This is a genomic window from Paenibacillus agaridevorans, from assembly GCF_003112455.1.
Taxonomy (GTDB): domain Bacteria; phylum Bacillota; class Bacilli; order Paenibacillales; family Paenibacillaceae; genus Pristimantibacillus; species Pristimantibacillus agaridevorans.
Window position 1 is genome coordinate 219,236 of sequence record NZ_BDQX01000458.1, and the last position, 18,476, is coordinate 237,711.

The following is an 18,476-nucleotide window of genomic DNA, read 5'->3' on the forward strand; positions in this document are numbered from 1 at the left end:
GTCCGCTTCCGAACTTTTTGAACTCGCACGTACGGAGCTCCATTAATGGTCGCGATGCACTAAATAATCGGCAATCTGCAGTAATCTGGAAGGATCAGCGAGCTCGGCCTCGATGATGGCGGTTTTCGCCTGTTCGGTGAGACTTGCGACGAGCGCTTTGCTTTCCTCCATTCCGATCAGGAACGGATAAGTCACTTTTCTCTGCTCAACGTCGCTGTTCGTCGGTTTGCCCAGCTTCACGGCGTCGCCAACGAGATCCAAAATATCGTCCTGAATCTGGAAGGCCAGCCCGATATTGCGGCCGTATATCTCCAGAAGCTCCAGTTGGCGGGCATTTGCCCCGCCGATCCTCGCTCCGGACTTTACGGCGAATATGATCAGATCGCTGGTCTTGTGGAGATGAATAAATTCCAGCTCGCGTATCGCTGTAATGCCTTGCTCGCCTAACATATCTGCGACTTGACCGCCAACCATGCCAGATGCGCCTGCCAGGACTGCAAGCTCGCCGGATATAGCCAGTGCCGTCTCTGCCGATACGCCTCTTGCGGCCGCATCTGCCACCAGCTTGAACGCGTGGGTCAACAATGCGTCCCCGGCCAGGATGGCCATGGCTTCGCCGAACACCTTATGGTTCGTCGGCTTGCCCCGGCGGAAATCATCGTTGTCCATAGCTGGCAAATCGTCATGGATCAGGGAATAAGTATGTATGTATTCTACCGCGCAGGCAACGGTCAAAGCCGCTTCCCTGTCGGAAGCGAATCCGCGAACGGCTTCGGCTGCTGTCAGAACCAACGCCGGACGAATCCGCTTGCCGCCGGCATCCAGAGAATAAAGCATAGCTTCCCTCAGCCTGCCCGGAACATCCCAGCCGGCAGGAAGCGATCCGGCAAGCGCTGCTTGCGTCTCGCTGGCGCTATGCTGCAAATAATCGCGAATTGTAGCTGTTGCATCCCTTGCTTCCAAACGTTATTCTCCTTTATCCTCGCTTGCGGAAGCAAACGTTTTTTTCTGAAAGCCTTGCTCCGACTCAAGCAACAACTCGATTCGTTGCTCGACATGCTCCAGCTTCCCGCCGCAAAGCTGCGATAACCGCATTCCTTCCTGGAATAATTCAATCGCCGTCTCGAGCGGCACATCTCCATTTTCCAAGCGGGCTACAATGGATTCCAGACGATCCATTGCGCCTTCAAAGCTTAGTTCTTCCTCTTTCACTGCTGCCACGTGCCTCACTCCCCTTTCACCGATAATACGCGGCATTCCAGACTGCCATCCGACAGCTTGACGGTCACTTCATCGCCTTCTTGCGTGCCTTGAACAGTCTTAAGCAGCGTCTTGCCTTCGTTGTCATAGACAAGACCATAGCCGCGGGCCATGACCTTTAGCGGACTAAGCGCGTCCAGCTGCCGGACTCCTGCGCCGAGCCGCTGCTTCTTCTCTTTTATTAAACCGGAAGCTGACAATTCCAAACGGTGAGCCGCCGTCGCCAATCGCTTGGCCGAGAATGCGATGCGTTCGCCGGGGTGTCTGGCGACCAATCCCTTGCCAAGCTTGTCGAGTCTGGCCCTCTCGCGGACGACCAACCGCTCCGTCCGCGAGCGCAACTGCTCCTGCAGCCTGTCGAGACGCTGAGCCTGTTCCAGCAAATATTTGCGCGGATATCGGAAGAACGGCGATCTTCTTGCCCGTTCCAGCCTCTCGGCATCTTTGCGAAGCCGGAGACGCATCGCCCCGTCCAGCCTCTGCTTCAACCGCTCCAGACCTTGTCCGAGCTCCGCCACATGCGGAACCGCCAGCTCCGCTGCAGCCGTTGGCGTGGCCGCTCGCAAATCGGAGACAAAGTCGGATATCGTATAATCCGTCTCATGGCCGACAGCGCTGATAACAGGAATAGCGCTGTCGGCAATCGCCCGCGCGACGGCTTCTTCGTTAAACGCCCACAGCTCCTCCAGCGATCCTCCGCCGCGACCAACAATTAATACGTCGCATTCGCCGAATCGATTCATCGCTTGTATGGCATTGACGATAGCAGGGGCCGCTCCCGCTCCTTGCACGAGCACGGGATAGACATAGACCGGGATGATCGGGTATCTTCGTTTAAGAGTCGTCGTAATATCTCTGACCGCTGCGCCAGTAGGCGATGTAATGACTCCGATCGCTTTGGGAAAAGCAGGGAGAGAGCGCTTGCGGGAAGCTGCAAATAGACCTTCCTGATCCAGCTTCTCCTTCAACTGCTCAAAAGCCAGATACAAGCTGCCAATCCCGTCCGGCTGCATCGCCATGCAATAAAATTGGTAGTTGCCATCCCGTTCGAAGACGGAAATATTGCCTCTAGCCAGCACCTTGGCACCTTCTCTTGGGATGAAAGGAAGCCTCGCGTTATGCGAGGCGAACATGACGCATTTCAACCGGCTGCCTTCATCTTTGAGGGTGAAATACATATGACCGCTGGAATGATGGGTGAAATTGGAAATTTCGCCGCGCAGCCAGACGTCGCCCAGCACAATATCGCTTTCCAGCTTCATGCGAATGTATTTATTGAGTTCCTTGACGGAGTAAACGCGTGGTTGTGCCGTCATGCGGACTACACCCCGATTCCGTTCGCCCTCTTAGCCGCCTTGATCGTATTGCCCATCAAAAGCGTGATGGTCATGGGGCCAACGCCGCCAGGTACAGGCGTAATGTAGCCCGCCGTCTCCAGACAGTCCTCGTAGTCAACGTCGCCAGCCAGCTTGCCGTCAGGCAGTCTGTTAATGCCGACATCAATTACGACTGCGCCCGGCTTTACATATCGACTGTCAATCGCTTTGGCCTTGCCGATCGCGACAACGAGAATATCGGCTTGTTTCGCGATGCCCTCCATGTCCGCCGTACGGGAGTGGCATACCGTAACGGTCGCATTCTCGCGAAGAAGCAGCATGGCAACCGGCTTGCCGACGATATTGCTGCGTCCGATGACGACAGCGTGTTTGCCTGCGATATCAACGCCGCTGCGTTTGATCAGCTCGATCACGCCTGCGGGCGTACATGGCAACAGGCTGTCATCCCCTATCGTCAAGTTGCCGACGCTCTCCGGATGGAAGCCGTCTACGTCTTTTGCTACGCTGATCGCGTCAATGACGGATTTCTCGTTAATATGCTTCGGCAGAGGCAACTGAACGAGAATGCCGTTAATCGAATCCTGATTGTTAAGCTTACCGATCAGAGCGAGCAGAGCCTCCTCTGTCGTATCGCCCGGCAGACGGTGAACTTCGGAATAGATGCCTAACTGAATGCAAGCCTTTTCCTTGGAACCGACATACACCTTGGATGCGGGATCATCGCCAACCAATACGACCGCAAGTCCGGGAACGATGCCTTTCTCCTTTAGTTCGGCGATTTGCTCCAGCCATTCTCCGCGAATTTGCTCCGAAATCTTTTTGCCATCAATGATATGCGCTCCCATGTCCGTCTCGTCTCCTTTTTCGTTAACCGCCTTAAGCGGACTTTATATCGTCTGCCGATTACAATCGCCATCAAGCCTTCAATTCGTCGATTCCGAGCAGAAGCTTGCCCAACACGCCGTTGACGAATTTCCCGGATTCCTCCGTGCCGAAATGTTTGGCGAGTTCGATCGCCTCGTTAATCGCCGCCTTGGGCGGCACATCATCCCTGAACACCATCTCGTAACAGGCCAGACGCAGCACCTGACGGTCTACGCGCGAGAGCCTGTCCACTTGCCAGCCTGTCAGGAACTGCTGAAGCATCCCGTCGATCTCCGACTTGCGGGCGATGACCCCGTTCACGATTTCCCTTGCGAAGTCATCCGTCGAGCCGATCTCCTTGGGATCCGCGCCGAGCTCGTTATCCTGGCGCAGCTCCTCCATGATCATGTCGACGGCCTCCGCAGCCGTTACCTCATTCATTTCCATCTGGTATAGGCTGGATACCGCGATTTCCCTAGCCAATCTCCGTTTCATGCCAATCCTCCGCATCTTTTCTTCCTTAATTATTTGCTCCATGAAAACGATGATCTCCTCCCTTAACGGAAGGATTCGGATACCCGACTTCCGATGAACGGAGGAGACCACTCAATTATCGAAAGGGACGGAACCTGTCCATGATTGTCTCCCATATACGTTGCCATGGAATAACCGGGCCGTTGCTCGATTCCTTCTGTTTGCCGAACCAATAACCCGCAAAAACGAGCAACGCTACGAACAGCATGTCCCAGAACCCGAATGCCAAATACACAATACTGCAGAAAAGCCCCGCTGCCGCGCCTAGGATTCGTTTCCAATAGACGCTCCAGATCTCCCTCCACATCGGCCGTCCACCTCTATTCTACGCGACTCTTGAACGTGTTTGCCTGTACCACGTTGGCGATAAATACGGCCACGTTGGATACCGGAATGCCGGTAATGTCTTCGACATGCTCCTTTACCGCCCGCTGAATGTCCTCCGTCAGAGCCGGAATGGAGCTTTCGCCGTCGATAACGGCGCGAAGCACGATCTCGAGACCCGAATCGGACGCTCTCACGCGCGAGCGCAATTCCTTTACGCCGCGCTGCTTGGACGCCGTCTTTAGCGCCAGGTTCTCGATCGTCTCGATCGAGATTCGAATATCGCCGAACTCCGTGCGCTGATCGATGGATTGCGCCGACATGGAGCCGCGATGCAGCGACAGAATGAAGAACCGGAAGCTCAGGAGCAGAATGACGATGCCGGCGATTCCGGTGCCGATCTGTATACCGTTGGACCGATAGAACTCCGTTAACAGATCGCTCAGCATCCTGCTTGTCAGCCACCCGAAGCCGAGACTCATAAAGAATATGGATATAACGCCGACGATCAGACTGTAAAGAAACAACAATAGCTTGTCCACAACTTTGATCAATGCAGCCAATCCTCCCGTCAGAGCGAATGAAAACCCCCTGGCCGATCGGCATGCCCAATCACAAGGGGGTTGTACAAATGCATGTATGCTTTTTTATTTGACCCGATTTTGGGTATCCTCATCATCCGGTCTCTCTGCCGACTTGAAATGTACGTCATGAATATGTACGTTCACTTCTACAACGTTAAGGCCCGTCATCATCTCGATAGAACGCTTGACGTTGTTCTGGATGCCGGACGCGATCTCGGGAATCTTATGACCGTATTCCACGATGATGGACACGTCCACGGCCGCTTCGCGCTGACCAACCTCCACCTTGACGCCCTTGGACAGATTTTTGCGACCGAGAAGCTCCGCAATTCCTCCAGCGAAACCTCCGCTCATGCCGGCTACGCCTTTTACTTCGATGGCGGCAAGCCCTGCAATCACTTCAATGACTTCGGGGGCAATCTGAATCGTACCGATTTCTGTTTTCTCATAATCCGCGGCGATCGTACTCATGTTCGTTGTACACCTCCCTAAAGTTGCGCGCGGCCCGGCGAAAGCCAAGCCTTATGTCGCATCTTATTTCTATACTATAACATTAGGCAGTAATTATGACAAACGTTACCTGCTTGTATAATTATTCGCCGATCGCCGCTCCCGAACCGTTGATATCATGCTCCTCGAGAAACTTGATATCGAAATCGCCCTGGATGAATTTGGGATGGCTTAACAGCTTCATGTGGAAAGGAATCGTCGTCCGTATGCCTTCGATGGCGAATTCGGACAGCGCCCGCTTCATGCGCGCGATCGCTTCTTCCCGAGTCGCGCCCCATACGATCAGCTTGGCAATCATGGAATCGTAATGCGGCGAAATGGTGTAGCCCGGATATACCGCGCTGTCCACGCGCACGCCCGCACCGCCTGGAGGCAGATAGAACGGGATATGGCCGGCGGAAGGCATGAAGTTGCGTTCGGAATCCTCCGCGTTGATCCGGCACTCTATCGACCAGCCATTAATCTTAAGATCCTCTTGTCGGAACGATAGCGGATTGCCTTCGGCAACATTGATCATTTCCTTAATGATATCTACGTTCGTGATCATCTCCGTAACGGGATGCTCCACTTGAATGCGCGTATTCATCTCCATGAAGTAGAACTGGCCATCCTGACCAAGGAGAAACTCCAGGGTGCCGGCGCCGGAGTACTCAACGGCCAGTGCCGCGCGAACCGCGGCGGCTCCCATACGCTCGCGCAGCTCAGGAGATAAAACCGGGCAAGGCGCTTCTTCGACGAGCTTTTGGCGTCTGCGCTGCACGGAGCAGTCACGCTCGAACAAATGAACCGCGTTGCCGTGTTTGTCCGCCATGATCTGAATCTCGACGTGCTTCATGCCCGTCAAATATTTCTCCAGGTAAACGCCGGCGTTGCCGAATGCCTTCTGCGCTTCTTGCTGAGCCGTCGTAATCTGGCTGATAAGCGATTCCTCGTTCTCCGCGATGCGAATCCCTTTGCCGCCGCCGCCCGCAGTGGCTTTAATAATGACGGGATAACCGATCGCTCTCGCTATCTCTACAGCTTCGTCGAGGTTGTCGATAAGACCGTCGGAGCCCGGTATAACGGGTACGTCGGCGGATTTCATCGTCAGCTTCGCGACGGCTTTGTCCCCCATCTTGCTGATGGCATCCGCGGAAGGTCCGATAAACGTAATATTGCACGATTCGCAAATCTCCGCGAAGTCGGCATTCTCGGCAAGGAAGCCGTATCCGGGATGAATGGCGTCGCATTCGGTTATCGTCGCTACGCTCATAATGCTCGTGAAATTTAAGTAGCTGTCCTTGGATAACGTCGGCCCAATGCAATAAGCTTCATCGGCAAGCTTGACATGGAGAGAGTCTCTGTCCGCTTCGGAGAACACGGCCACGGTAGAGATGCCGAGCTCGCGGCAGGCACGAATAATTCGAACCGCGATTTCTCCGCGGTTCGCGATCAATATTTTGTGGAATTTCACGTGGGAACCCCTTTCGAACGAGAAGTGTTAGTCCGCTTTCACAAGGAATAGCGGTTGGCCGTATTCGACGAGTTGTCCATTGGCGACGAGCACTTCGACGATCTCGCCCTTCACTTCCGCCTCCAGCTCGTTCATCAGCTTCATCGCTTCCAAAATGCAGACGACGGACTTCTCGGTCACGCGGTCGCCGGCTTTCACGAAGGCAGCAGCTTCGGGAGAAGGCGCGCTGTAGAACGTGCCGACCATAGGCGATACGATCTGGTGCAGATCCGGAGCCGGGGCTTTGGGAGCTGCTGACTCAGCGGCAGCTGGCTGTGCTTCGGACTGTCCGGCCGCTGTATACGGCTGAGTGGCGGCAGGCGCGGCGGAGTATGTATGCGTAATTGGAGCCGCTTGCACATTCACCACTTCGGTTTTTCCCGGCTTGCGGATATGCAGACGCGCTCCTTCGTTTTCAATTTCCAGCTCTTGAACGGAAGTTTGGTCAATAAGTTTAACCAATTCTTTAATTTCGCTCAACTTGAACATGAACGTAATCACTCCTCTTCTTCACATAACGTTTTGTATTATAGCATAAATTGCCGCCAACACGAATTTTTTTTTGTCGGAATACGCTTTTCTACATGCAATGCTTAGAATTATTCTCCGTTTGCGGACAATTACCTTCTATATAGGACCCTTTATTTTTGCTTTGCAATGAAATACCGAGTACAATGCGACGTTGGCGGGGGTATGAGGGCAATGGGTATGAAAAACCAAGTACAATGCAACGTTGGCGGGGGGACGAGGGCAAATGTGTATGAAAAACCGAGTACAATGCGACGTTGGCGGGGGCACGAGGGCAAATGTGTATGAAATACCGAGTACAATGCGACGTTGGCGGGGGGACGAGGGCAAATGTGTATGAAAAACCGAGTACAATGCGACGTTGGCGGGGGCACGAGGGCAAATGTGTATGAAAAACCGAGTACAATGCGACGTTGGCGGGGGGACGAGGGCAAATGTGTATGAAAAACCGAGTACAATGCGACGTTGGCGGGGGGACGAGGGCAAATGTGTATGAAAAACCGAGTATAAGAATTTCACTTCTCCGACAAGATCGAAAACTTTTAAGTTCCAATATGGCAAGGCGAAACGGCTGTCGCCGTCCTTCGCGACGAGGCGCGTTTCGTTCCGAGAAATATAGAGAAAGTACGGCGAAATCATATACTTTCCTGTATTTCAAAAAATCCGCGCATCAGCGGACTGGTGCCGATGATGCGCGGATTGCGATTGGCAAACCGTGAAATTACGGCGCCGGTACGTATTGCACGGTGACTTGCTCCGGCTTGACTTCAAGCGTCTTCATGACTTGCTCGATAATGCCGGCCGCTTCCTTCTTCTCCAGCTTGTCGCTTGTTACCACGACTTTATAACGATCGTTCTCCGGCGAAATAAGCGCCATCTCGTATTTGTCCTGGAGCGCGATTTCCAGATTGGTAATTCGCGAATTTTTGTCTTCCAGCAATTCCATCTCCTTCGTTGCCGCCGCGAATTCCTCATCCGAGGATTCGACGTTCGCGATGACGGCATAGATGCGCGCTTCTTCTTCCGCGTATTGTCCCTCGCGCTTCGACATCAGATCTGCGAACAAACCGCTCGAAGCCATGCCGTTACGCTCCATCTCGGCCAATACCTCTTTGTCCTTCTCGCTCATCTCGCCATTTCCTTGATCGACTTGATCAACTACGATGCCGCTTCCGCCGTTAACCTCGGAGACATTTTCCGTCTCCGCTCCGCTGCCCGACAGCTTGTCGGCATCGTTAAGATCCTGCGTGAACAGGTAATAGGCGGACAGGATGACCATCAGACTTAACATGGATACTAACCAAATCGTTTGTCTTTTTGTGTTCATGGAAACAGCCTCCCAAATATTATTTTTGTTCATATAGGTACTGCATTGTTATTGCTTGCGTGGCACGACTTCAATCCTGTTAACCGCGACGCTGACGCCTTTCTCTACCGCGCTCGTTATGAGCCTCCTGACCGTCGTATTCTCTGCGCCTTGAGCAACGATGAGAACGCCCCGTATCTTGGGATTGATTGTTTTGGTGACGATCGGCTTCTGATCGCCGGACACCTCGTATAACACGACCTGTCCATCCCGGCTGATAGATGTAATTTGGCGAGTTCCCCCGTTTTTGTCATTCTCGTCCGTGTTTGATTGCGTCTCCTGACTGTGCCTGCCCAAGACGATTTCCTCGGTCGAATCGACCGTTACCATAACGTCCACCGAGCCGACACCGACAATTTTGCCCAATATTTCCTCCAGCCTTGTCTCCAGTGCATGCTCGATCTGCTGGAAGGGTGAATTTGAAACCTGGCTTTGATTCCAGGCCTCCTCGGCAGCCGGGGGCGGATTAGGATCCTGCGCCGACGATTCCACGTCCTTATATGGCAGGAACGAATTGATAAGCATCAGCGCGGCGCCGATCCCGCCAACAATAAGCAGGATGCGAAGAGTTCGGACACGCTTCGGGCCGCTGGGACCGCCGCCGACCGCCGCCTCCAAATTTTCCAGCCATTTTGCCACGTTTACCCAACCTCCCAAGGGGAATGCCTGCATGTATAGCGAGCTGTGCCTGAACTGTATTCTGTCGTCAAGCGCGCTGCCTGATCAGAATGAGGTCTCTATGCACCCCCCAGCCTTGATAAATGACATCCCTAATCTCCGTTGCCGCGCGACCTTTCACTTCGGCGTATTCATCCCGGGTGCCTGGATAACCAGTGCCCGATTGCTCCTTTTGTTCGGGCGATGCTTCTACGGACACCTGCACCGACACCTGCTGCACTTCCTCCACTTCTTCCGCAACCGGCACTTCCTCTTCCTTCTCCGAACTCTGCATGGCTCTGAGCGTAATCGTAATCCCGCCGATGTCCGGAACGTCGTTCTCTCCACGCTTCTCTCCCCAAACTAATGCCACATCCACAGACTCTACGGCGCTACCGGCATTCTTCCGCAGCTCGGCCAGCATCCCGCTCTCCAGCGTGCGTTCCACAAGCTTCGCGGTCTCCCGACCGCGCTGTTCCGAAAGCTCGGCCGCTTTGCGCTCAATTTCCGAAAGCGTTGGCATTTTCACGTTTCTCTCCATCGTGCGCTCATCCCAAATTTGGATGCTTGCGTCCAGCTTAGAACCGATATCCTCTTGGAAAAGCCGCAGCAAGGGAGACAGAATGGTCAGGAGGATGAACAGACCGACAACGAGTCTGGCATAACGCTGCATCGCCTTGTTTGGCAGCAGCAGCTCGACCAGCACAGCCAGCAGAATGACGGCAATAATGTCCCGCAGCCAGTCGCTGAGCCAAGTCATCACATTCTGCTCACCTCCTTTAATAAATCCGTCTTTATCTGGTCATTAACGCCGCATTGCCCGCCGTCAAAATGATCGTTACGGCAAGAAAGAACATCAGGCTTACGGCGGCAAGCGCGGCGAAAACGTAGATCATCGTTTTCCCGATTGTCTGAAGCGTATCCGCGATCGGCGAATCGCCGAGCGGCTGCATGACGGCAGCTGCCACATTGTAGATGAGCGCAAGCGTCATTATTTTCAGTGCAGGGAATGCGCTCAGGAACAGCAGGACGATGACGCCCGCGATGCCGATTGCGTTCTTTGCCAGCATGGAAGCGGAGATAACGGTATCCGCCGCATCCGAGAACATTCGGCCGACGACGGGAACGAAGTTGCCCGTGACAAATTTCGCAGTCCGCAGCGTCACCCCGTCCGTAACGGCGCCTGTCGCGCCTTGCACCGAGATGACGCCGAGGAAGATCGTCAACATGATGCCGAGAGCCCCGACAGCGACGTTTCGGAGCAGATTCGCCAGCTGAGTCACCTTGAACTTTTCGGACAACGCGCTTGTGATATGCAGCACGGCCGAGAAAAACAGAAGCGGGAAAACAAACGTGTAAATGACGGTTCCTACGGCATGGATCATAAAAATAATAAGCGGATGCAGCACCGACACCGTCACGAGACTGCCCATCGATGCCAGGAGCGTCAAGAGCAGAGGCACCATGGCCAGCATAAATGTAATCATGCTTTCGATCGCATCTCTGGCATAACCGATGGCGACATGAAAGCTGTTCACCGCGATGATGACGAGAACCATAAACGTGATGGCGTAAGCGACCTTGCTGATCGCGCTTTTTTCGAATGCCGACTGCATCGTCTCCAACACCATGCTGAATACGGTCAGCAGGACGATTGTAACAAGCAGCTTGCCATTGTAGAGCACTTCATGCCACAGATAACGAACCAGGCCTTGCAGCACGTCCGTCAGTTTAAAGCCGCCTCCTGGAAGCAGCATCTCGCGGAATGTCGGCATCTTTCCTTCGGGGAAGAATCCCCCGTATTCGCTGCTCAGCTTGCTCCAGTACGCCTCAACACCCTCCGTGTCGACTCCGGCAAGCTGATCCTTCGTCATCGCATCCGTTGCGGCAGCTGTCCCATCTTGTCTCCTGCCTTCTTTGCCTTCTTCGGTCAACGACACCGCGGCAGCGTCTGCCTGAAGGACGGCCGGCACCAGCTGGAAGGCCAGCGCAATCAGGAAAATCATAAGCAGCAGCTTGGCCCTTGCACGGGGTCCTGATCCTGTCATCTCCTCATTCAGCTCCCCGCCGGCAATAGTCCGATGACCGTCTCGACGATAACGTTAATGATGGGAACCGCCATTACGAGAATAAATATTTTGCCGGCAAATTCGATTTTTGAAGCGATGCTCTCCAGACCCGCGTCCCTTACGATCTGCGCTCCGAATTCCGCGATATACGCGATTCCGATAATTTTGAGCACCGTCTTCAGATAAATGGATGGGATGCCCGACTTGCTGGCCAAATCTTCAAGCACCGTGATGACCGCTTCGATCTTGCCGATGACGTACAGGAAGATGAACAATCCCGTGAACGCCGCCAGTAAGAAGGCGAACATGGGCTTCTGTTCCCGGATGACGAGAATCAGCACCGTTGCGATTAAGCCGAGACCGATGATTTGAATCATTTCCAACGCGTTCACCTACTGGAACAGAAAGATCGTCTTTATTTCTTGGAAAAGTTCGTTTAATAGGCGGACCACCATGAACAACACAACAACAAATCCGATAACCGTTACCCAATGCGCCATATCTTCCTTCCCCATCTGCTTCAGCACGGAGTGGATCATGGCGATAATAATGCCGATCCCCGCAATCTGGAATATGGCGCTCACATCGATATTCATAAGCAGCGCACCTCTTACACCATCAAAATGACGATCAGTACAGCCAGCAATACGCCAAGGCTCTTCCACATCTTCTCGTAACGGGCTTGATCGTCTCGGGCGGAATCTTCTTCTGCTTTCAGCTGGGACAGGGCGAGCCGAAGATGCTTCATCTGATCCTCCTTGTCGCTAATGCCAAGCGTCGTTCCCAGTCGGATCAGAACTCCCATCTCTGCGGTCTTCATGGCCGTGTCCCTCCAATGCAGCTTAACCGCGGCGCTCCAGCTCTCCTGAAACGTCGGCCCTTCCGCCCTCCATACCCCTTCGGCCGCGCTTCGCAAAATGGGGGAGATCGGCGGCGGAGTCGCCGATGCCGTTCTCTCCAGCGCCTCCGGCAAAGGCGTATGCCCGTAACCGATCTCGGTCTCAAGCCGCTGCAGGGCATGGGAGAGCTGTCTAAGCTGCTTCGGCCGCTCCGCGAATCGCGCTGCTTGCTGGAAGCCGATCAACGTGCCCGCCACGATAATCAAAATGGCGCCTAGCACCCCGATCATGGCTCATCCCGCTGGCGGGAAACGAAGCTAAGCATGCTTTGCTCTCCCGTCTCCGAACCGACAGACGGCGTATTAGGCGAGTTGCCAAGTCTAACGACTCTGTGCATGACTCCTTCCTTCGTACGCTTAAGCTCGACGATCTGGGCGAATGTGCCGTCTTGAATCAGCTTGTTCAACTCCGGCCTGCCCTTCGCATCCTGCAGGTCATAAGCATGGGCGGTTGCAATAATCGCCACCCCGGCATGGCTTGCTTCGCGTATGGCGTCTGCGTCCTCCGGCCGGCCAACCTCATCGACAACGAGCACCTCCGGCGACATCGACCGCAACAGCATCATAATCCCCTCAGCTTTGGGACAAGCGTCCATGACATCCGTTCGAGGGCCAATGTCGAAGGTAGGAATTCCTCGGACGCAGGCTGCAATCTCCGATCTTTCGTCTACGATGCCTACCTTCCTTCCTCGCCACTTCATCCCTGTCATGCCTGTCCAGGCGCCATAACTGATTGCACGTGCCAGATCACGTATCAATGTCGTCTTCCCTTGCTGCGGCGGCGCCAGAATGAGCGTCGACCCGATCGACTGCCGCGTACGATCCAGCAGCTTGGGAAGCAGGTGGACGGAAGCGCCAATGACTTCCCTGGCAATCCGGATGTTGAAGCCGCCGATGTCTCGAATGCCCCGAACAATGCCTCCGTCCAGTATGGTTCTCCCAGCTAGTCCGATCCGATGACCGCCCGATACGGTTATGTAGCCTCTGCGAAGCTCTTCTTCCATGGCGTACAACGAATAATTCGTTATTCTTTCCAGCAGCTTTCTGCATTGCTCGGCCGTTGGCTTCACCGCGCCTTCTGCATCTTGCAATATGCCCGAATCCGCGGTGATGAACCGACTGTTACCTCCATAGGCGATCTCAAGCGGACGATTCTCGCGAATGCGAATTTCCTCGAGCTGCCCCTTAATATCCGCGGGCAATCCCTCGAGCAGACGCTTCAGCTCCAGCGGCAGCAGATGCGACACCTGTGCAAGCATTCTTCTCACTCCCGGATGTTTGTCCTTGATCGTTACATATGTATGCTTGTCTCTGGGACAATATGCAAAAGCTTCTCTCTTATTGCTAGAGTTCGACTCTACTATTTCTTTAAAATTCCGATCATCAGACAACAGACGCCGACCGCCACCCAAATAAATTTGGAGGGAGACAGCTTATCCGACAATCCGACCAAGCCGATCGTCGTCGTTGCGATCAGGACGAGCGGACCTACAAGGGCAAGCGACGAATTGACGACAAGCGCCTTGTCGATTTGATTGAGACGCAGCATCAGCAGCGCCGCGCATATTTCAATGGTGCCCGACATCAAGCGCAAAGACGCCATTGTCATCACGATTTTGTTTATCACAGCATGATTCCTCCTCAAAAGGTCTTGGACTTCTTGTCCCATTATATGCGCGCTTCTCTTCTTTTCATGCCGGACACCAGCCCAAGACCACCCGCATATAGTGAATCAATGTTGTACCGGAAATTCATCCTGCGAGAAGCACCGAAGGAGACGAACATGATGAGAACTGCTGTATCAGACAACTGGCATCAGCTATTAAAGGACCCTAGCGGCATTAGAGGAAGAGACCGCAGACTGCAGCTTGGCAAGACCATGGTGATTGACAAAGGACTTGGACTCCATAGCCTCACTGATTTTCTCCAAGTGTCAAGCTCTTACGTCGATATGCTCAAGCTTGCATTCGGAACTTCGGTTCTTTATGATTCCGAGCTGCTCAGGCAAAAGCTGCGAATGGCTAGCGAGCATGGCATCGTAACGTTGCCCGGAGGAACGTTGCTGGAAGCCGCCATCAAGCAGAACGTTACCCGCGAATTTCTGGATACCGTGCAGCATTTCGGCTTTACCGGGATCGAAATATCAGACGGTACAATCGATCTGAATCGAATTCGTCGCACCTCGCTAATAAAGGAATGCGTTCGCAGAGGTTTTATCGTTACAACTGAATACGGCAAGAAGGCCGAGGGATCCGTCATTGATCCGGAAGAGCTGGCCTTCACGGCGCATTGCGACTGGGAAGCAGGTGCGGAGCTCGTGACCGTTGAAGCACGGGAATCCGGCCTTAATGTCGGCCTATTCGACGAGAAGGGGCAATGCAAGGAGGCTGTGCTGGAGAGCGTTCTTAAGAGAGTGGAGCATGCCGGCAAGCTGATGTGGGAAGCTCCGCTCAAAAGCCAGCAGGTCGAATTGCTGCGGCAATTCGGGCCAACGGTCCATCTGGGCAACATTGCGCCCGGAGATGCGCTTGCGCTTGAAGCGATGAGACGGGGACTTCGCTCCGACACTTTCCATCTGGGACGCCATGTCTATGAAATCGATTATATGATCTAGGTCGTGTCTGAAAATCTGCTCCCCTCGGAGTATTCAGATACGCCCTAAGAAAGAAGGACATCCGTCATGATGGTTCAAGTCATATCCAGTGTTAACGAAGCTTGCGCCGCGAAGTTCCATCACAAGACCGCTATCGTCATCGACGTGCTTAGAGCGACCAGCACCATTGTTGCCGCGCTGTCTGCCGGAGCGGCGAGCGTCTTGCCCGCGGAGACCGTCATGGACGCAAAGTCGTTGCACCGCCCCGGAGATCTGCTTGGCGGAGAGCGCTTTTGCCGCCGGATCGCCGGGTTCGACTTAGGCAATTCTCCATCCGAGTACAACTCTGATACCGTAAAAGGACGAAAAGTCATCCTGACGACGACAAATGGGACCAGAGCCATTCATAAATCTACGAGAGCCGATCACGTCATTGCCGCCTCGCTCTTGAACGCCGAAGCGTGTGCGGAATTCGCTCTGGAGCTTAAGCGCGACATCATCATCATGTGCGCGGGAAGCCATGACGAATTCGCGATCGAGGATGGATTATGCGCAGGCTTGCTTCTGCATCATCTGCGCAAGCCGGGTGACGTCTTCTTAGAGACGGACGACTTTGGTACCGCAATGGAATCTTTGTATGCCGATAATCGCGATCGCATGGAGACGATCTTAATGAACAGCGCCTCCGGGAAACGTCTGTTAAAGTTAGGACAGAAGAGCGATATAGCCTGTTGCGCGAGAGTAAATACGTTACAGGAGGTTCCGTATCTCGTCGGCGATGTGCTTGTTCCTCGGCGATAGAATCGCTGTGCAGTTCCAATAGGATTGACATATTGATCTCAGCCCGTCCATATAATGATTGTAGGCGCTTATAGAGGTTGTTCAAAACCGAACTTTTGAACTTATAGTTGTAGGGGCCGTTCAATCCGCTTGGGAATGGGAGCATATCAAGATGACAGGTCAAATCATATTGGTAGCTTTAATCATTGTAGGTGTCGTCGGCCGCTCGTCCATCATCGCGACAGCGGCCTGCATATTGCTGGCGATCAAGCTTGTTCATCTGGAGAGGTTCCTCCCCGGCATCGAACGCCGCGGCTTGGAGCTCGGCCTTCTTTTCCTGACGCTCAGCGTGCTTGTGCCGTTCGCGGCGGGGAAAATCGGATGGAAGGACTTCAGCAGCGTGCTCACTTCGTGGCAAGGCATTCTCGCCCTGATCGGCGGAGCTGCAGCGACCTATATTAATAGCAAGGGTCTTGATCTGCTTCGTATCGATCCTCAAATCATCGTAGGACTAGTGCTTGGTTCCATCGTCGGCATCGTCGTACTGCGAGGCATACCGGTGGGGCCGTTAATGGCGGCCGGCATTACCGCCATCTTGTATAAGCTGTTTCAAATGCTAAGCGGAGAATCCTGACCCTACATATACCGAATAAAACAACAAGGACGCCACCCAAGCTGATAACAGCCTGGATGGCGCCCTCTTTTTGCAGCTATTGCTTATCTGCGTTCCGATGGACCGCCGACGAAAACTTGTTCAGTCGTGTCGAGGCCATATGCCGTGTGAAGCGCACGAACGACATCGGCAAGCGGCTCTGAGTTGATGACGCAGGATACTTTAATCTCCGATGTGCTGACCATCTTGATGCTGACGCCGATCGAGGAGATAGCCTTGAACATCGTAGCGGCAACTCCAGGGTTGCTGACCATACCTGCTCCAACGATGGATACCTTGACCAATCCGCTCTCCGAATTCGTTTCGCGGAACGGCACCTCGGCACGATTGTTTTCGATAACGGCGATAGCTCTCTCTCGATCATCGCCGGAGACGGTGAACGAGAAGTCGGCCTTGCCGTCCGCCACGCCGCTTTGCACGATAATATCAACATCGATGCTTTCGGCTGCAAGCGCGCCGAATACGTTAGCGAGCACGCCTGGAACGTCCTCAACGCCTAGAATGCTGATTCTTGCTACGTTTTTATCAAATGCGATGCCCCGCACGACCACGCCTTGCTCCATAACTGCTTCCTCCTTCACACTTGTCCCTTCGTTATAGGTAAAGCTGGAACGAACGACCAACCGCACGTTGTTATGTTTCGCATATTCCACCGCGCGCGGATGCAGAACCGCCGCGCCAAGATGAGCAAGCTCCAGCATTTCGTCGTACGAAATTTCTTCCAGCTTGCGCGCGTTCTTAACGACACGCGGATCCGTCGAGTAGACGCCGTCTACGTCGGTATAAATTTCGCATACATCGGCTTTAAGCGCGGCAGCCAGCGCCACGGCCGTCGTATCGGAGCCGCCTCTGCCAAGCGTCGTAATATCGCCTTCTTCGCTTGTGCCCTGGAATCCTGCGACGATGGCGACATTGCCTTCCTTGAGCGCCTTGAACACGCGACTTCCATCTATATCGATAATTTTGGCTTTGCCATGAACCGCATCCGTCCGCATGCCGGCTTGCCAGCCTGTAAACGATACGGCCTTGCCGCCCAAACCATGAACAGTCATAGACAATAAAGCGATCGAAATCTGCTCGCCGACCGTCATCAGCATATCCATCTCGCGAGCAGGAGGATTCGGGTTCAAAGTCTTCGATTGATCAATCAGGTCGTCCGTCGTATCGCCCATGGCGGACACAACCACGACGACGGCGTTGCCTTCTTGCTGCTTCTCGATAATACGCTTCGCTACACGTTGCATTCTCTCTGGCGTCCCTACGGAACTGCCTCCAAACTTCATCACGACCAAAGACAAAGCTGATTCACTCCCCAACCTTGACATATACATACAAGATCATATTATAACACAGCCTGCTTGCCTATGAACATACTTTCCCGCATCAATTTTCGACAAACAAAAACCGCCCGACAAAGCCGGACGGTTCGCAAGCGTTGACTGCCATTTTATGCGCGGGAAATGTATTTGCCTTCGCGCGTATCGATAAGCAGAACGTCGCCTTCATTAATAAAGAGCGGCACTTGAACGTTAAGGCCAGTCTCCACCTTCGCGGTTTTCGTTGCGCCTTGCGCCGTGTTGCCTTTTACGCCAGGCTCTGTTTCTGTAACGGCCAGCTCTACGCTGTTCGGCATTTGGATCCCAAGGATTTCGCCTTGGTAGCTGGAGATGTTAACGTTCATGTTTTCCTTCAGGAAGTTAAGCTCCCATTCCAACTGATCTTTCTCCAGATTGAACTGGTCGAATGTCTCGTTGTCCATGAACGTGTACTCGGAACCGGAGTTGTAGAGGTATTGCACGGCTCTGTTTTCGATTTGAGCGCGGCCGATCGTTTCGCCTGCGCGAAATGTCTTTTCAACGACGTTGCCATTGCGGAGGTTCTTCAGCTTGGAGCGTACGAAGGCTGCGCCTTTGCCAGGTTTCACGTGTTGGAAGTCAAGCACTGTGAAGATGTCGTTGTCCACTTGAACCGTAAGGCCTGTCTTAAAATCGTTTACTGAAATCATTG

24 protein-coding genes are annotated in these 18,476 nt (G+C 53.7%); 3 read left to right on the top strand and 21 right to left on the bottom strand.

Annotation, left to right across the window (positions count from 1 at the left end; genetic code table 11):
- Window positions 1-42 precede the first annotated feature (42 nt).
- From PAT3040_RS34725 to PAT3040_RS34815, 19 genes are all read right to left on the bottom strand, one after another.
- Complete coding sequence (locus PAT3040_RS34725) at window positions 43-963, bottom strand: polyprenyl synthetase family protein (protein ID WP_373864000.1); 921 nt, start codon at window positions 961-963, stop codon at window positions 43-45.
- 3 nt (window positions 964-966) lie between these two features.
- Window positions 967-1,221, bottom strand: coding sequence for an exodeoxyribonuclease VII small subunit (gene xseB, locus PAT3040_RS34730; protein WP_373271260.1), 255 nt, complete (start codon window positions 1,219-1,221; stop codon window positions 967-969).
- Between the two features lie 5 nt (window positions 1,222-1,226).
- The gene (gene xseA / locus PAT3040_RS34735; protein WP_108996222.1) at window positions 1,227-2,576 is read right to left on the bottom strand and encodes an exodeoxyribonuclease VII large subunit; all 1,350 of its coding nucleotides are present in this window, start codon (window positions 2,574-2,576) and stop codon (window positions 1,227-1,229) included.
- Window positions 2,577-2,581: 5 nt separating this feature from the next.
- Complete coding sequence (gene folD / locus PAT3040_RS34740) at window positions 2,582-3,442, bottom strand: bifunctional methylenetetrahydrofolate dehydrogenase/methenyltetrahydrofolate cyclohydrolase FolD (protein WP_087567082.1); 861 nt, start codon at window positions 3,440-3,442, stop codon at window positions 2,582-2,584.
- Between the two features lie 70 nt (window positions 3,443-3,512).
- Window positions 3,513-3,956, bottom strand: coding sequence for a transcription antitermination factor NusB (gene nusB / locus PAT3040_RS34745; protein ID WP_087567300.1), 444 nt, complete (start codon window positions 3,954-3,956; stop codon window positions 3,513-3,515).
- 115 nt (window positions 3,957-4,071) lie between these two features.
- Entirely contained in the window at window positions 4,072-4,302 is a 231-nt protein-coding gene (locus PAT3040_RS34750; protein WP_087567083.1) for a DUF2273 domain-containing protein, read from the bottom strand.
- Between the two features lie 13 nt (window positions 4,303-4,315).
- Complete coding sequence (gene amaP, locus PAT3040_RS34755) at window positions 4,316-4,873, bottom strand: alkaline shock response membrane anchor protein AmaP (RefSeq protein WP_087567084.1); 558 nt, start codon at window positions 4,871-4,873, stop codon at window positions 4,316-4,318.
- A 93-nt stretch (window positions 4,874-4,966) separates the two neighbouring features.
- The gene (locus PAT3040_RS34760; protein WP_108996223.1) at window positions 4,967-5,374 is read right to left on the bottom strand and encodes an Asp23/Gls24 family envelope stress response protein; all 408 of its coding nucleotides are present in this window, start codon (window positions 5,372-5,374) and stop codon (window positions 4,967-4,969) included.
- A 121-nt stretch (window positions 5,375-5,495) separates the two neighbouring features.
- Window positions 5,496-6,866 (bottom strand): acetyl-CoA carboxylase biotin carboxylase subunit, encoded by a 1,371-nt coding sequence (accC, locus tag PAT3040_RS34765; RefSeq protein ID WP_108996224.1) that lies wholly within the window; start codon window positions 6,864-6,866, stop codon window positions 5,496-5,498.
- A 27-nt stretch (window positions 6,867-6,893) separates the two neighbouring features.
- Window positions 6,894-7,394 carry an acetyl-CoA carboxylase biotin carboxyl carrier protein gene (gene accB / locus PAT3040_RS34770; protein ID WP_087567087.1) on the bottom strand — a complete coding sequence of 167 codons (501 nt, stop codon included), beginning with the start codon at window positions 7,392-7,394 and terminating at the stop codon, window positions 6,894-6,896.
- A gap of 760 nt (window positions 7,395-8,154) precedes the next feature.
- Window positions 8,155-8,760, bottom strand: a complete 606-nt coding sequence (locus PAT3040_RS34775; RefSeq protein ID WP_181377016.1) for a SpoIIIAH-like family protein — start codon at window positions 8,758-8,760, stop codon at window positions 8,155-8,157.
- A gap of 48 nt (window positions 8,761-8,808) precedes the next feature.
- Window positions 8,809-9,438, bottom strand: coding sequence for a stage III sporulation protein AG (gene spoIIIAG / locus PAT3040_RS34780; protein WP_087567089.1), 630 nt, complete (start codon window positions 9,436-9,438; stop codon window positions 8,809-8,811).
- A 67-nt stretch (window positions 9,439-9,505) separates the two neighbouring features.
- Window positions 9,506-10,216: a stage III sporulation protein AF gene (gene spoIIIAF / locus PAT3040_RS34785; protein ID WP_108996226.1), complete on the bottom strand. Its 711-nt coding sequence runs from the start codon at window positions 10,214-10,216 to the stop codon at window positions 9,506-9,508.
- 34 nt (window positions 10,217-10,250) lie between these two features.
- Window positions 10,251-11,504: a stage III sporulation protein AE gene (gene spoIIIAE / locus PAT3040_RS34790; RefSeq protein WP_258235303.1), complete on the bottom strand. Its 1,254-nt coding sequence runs from the start codon at window positions 11,502-11,504 to the stop codon at window positions 10,251-10,253.
- Between the two features lie 8 nt (window positions 11,505-11,512).
- Entirely contained in the window at window positions 11,513-11,908 is a 396-nt protein-coding gene (spoIIIAD, locus tag PAT3040_RS34795; protein ID WP_087567091.1) for a stage III sporulation protein AD, read from the bottom strand.
- A gap of 9 nt (window positions 11,909-11,917) precedes the next feature.
- On the bottom strand, window positions 11,918-12,121 hold the full coding sequence (gene spoIIIAC, locus PAT3040_RS34800) for a stage III sporulation protein AC (protein ID WP_068686620.1): 204 nt from the start codon (window positions 12,119-12,121) through the stop codon (window positions 11,918-11,920).
- Window positions 12,122-12,135: 14 nt separating this feature from the next.
- On the bottom strand, window positions 12,136-12,654 hold the full coding sequence (gene spoIIIAB, locus PAT3040_RS34805; protein WP_108996227.1) for a stage III sporulation protein SpoIIIAB: 519 nt from the start codon (window positions 12,652-12,654) through the stop codon (window positions 12,136-12,138).
- Window positions 12,651-13,682, bottom strand: coding sequence for a stage III sporulation protein AA (spoIIIAA, locus tag PAT3040_RS34810; protein WP_087567093.1), 1,032 nt, complete (start codon window positions 13,680-13,682; stop codon window positions 12,651-12,653). Before spoIIIAA ends, spoIIIAB begins: the two co-directional genes overlap by 4 nt.
- Window positions 13,683-13,783: 101 nt before the next feature.
- Window positions 13,784-14,050 carry a YqhV family protein gene (locus PAT3040_RS34815; RefSeq protein WP_179215434.1) on the bottom strand — a complete coding sequence of 89 codons (267 nt, stop codon included), beginning with the start codon at window positions 14,048-14,050 and terminating at the stop codon, window positions 13,784-13,786.
- Window positions 14,051-14,209: 159 nt separating this feature from the next.
- Between PAT3040_RS34815 and comA the strand changes: the two genes are divergently transcribed.
- From comA to PAT3040_RS34830, 3 genes are all read left to right on the top strand, one after another.
- Entirely contained in the window at window positions 14,210-15,037 is an 828-nt protein-coding gene (comA, locus tag PAT3040_RS34820; RefSeq protein WP_507763387.1) for a phosphosulfolactate synthase, read from the top strand.
- 66 nt (window positions 15,038-15,103) lie between these two features.
- Window positions 15,104-15,817, top strand: a complete 714-nt coding sequence (locus PAT3040_RS34825; RefSeq protein WP_108996230.1) for a 2-phosphosulfolactate phosphatase — start codon at window positions 15,104-15,106, stop codon at window positions 15,815-15,817.
- Between the two features lie 151 nt (window positions 15,818-15,968).
- Entirely contained in the window at window positions 15,969-16,430 is a 462-nt protein-coding gene (locus PAT3040_RS34830; protein WP_087567302.1) for a DUF441 domain-containing protein, read from the top strand.
- Between the two features lie 83 nt (window positions 16,431-16,513).
- Here the strand turns inward: PAT3040_RS34830 and PAT3040_RS34835 are convergent, their stop codons facing one another.
- Together PAT3040_RS34835 and efp are read right to left on the bottom strand one after the other, a co-directional pair.
- The gene (locus PAT3040_RS34835; protein WP_108996231.1) at window positions 16,514-17,767 is read right to left on the bottom strand and encodes an aspartate kinase; all 1,254 of its coding nucleotides are present in this window, start codon (window positions 17,765-17,767) and stop codon (window positions 16,514-16,516) included.
- Window positions 17,768-17,916: 149 nt separating this feature from the next.
- On the bottom strand, window positions 17,917-18,474 hold the full coding sequence (gene efp / locus PAT3040_RS34840) for an elongation factor P (RefSeq protein WP_108996232.1): 558 nt from the start codon (window positions 18,472-18,474) through the stop codon (window positions 17,917-17,919).
- Window positions 18,475-18,476: the final 2 nt, after the last annotated feature.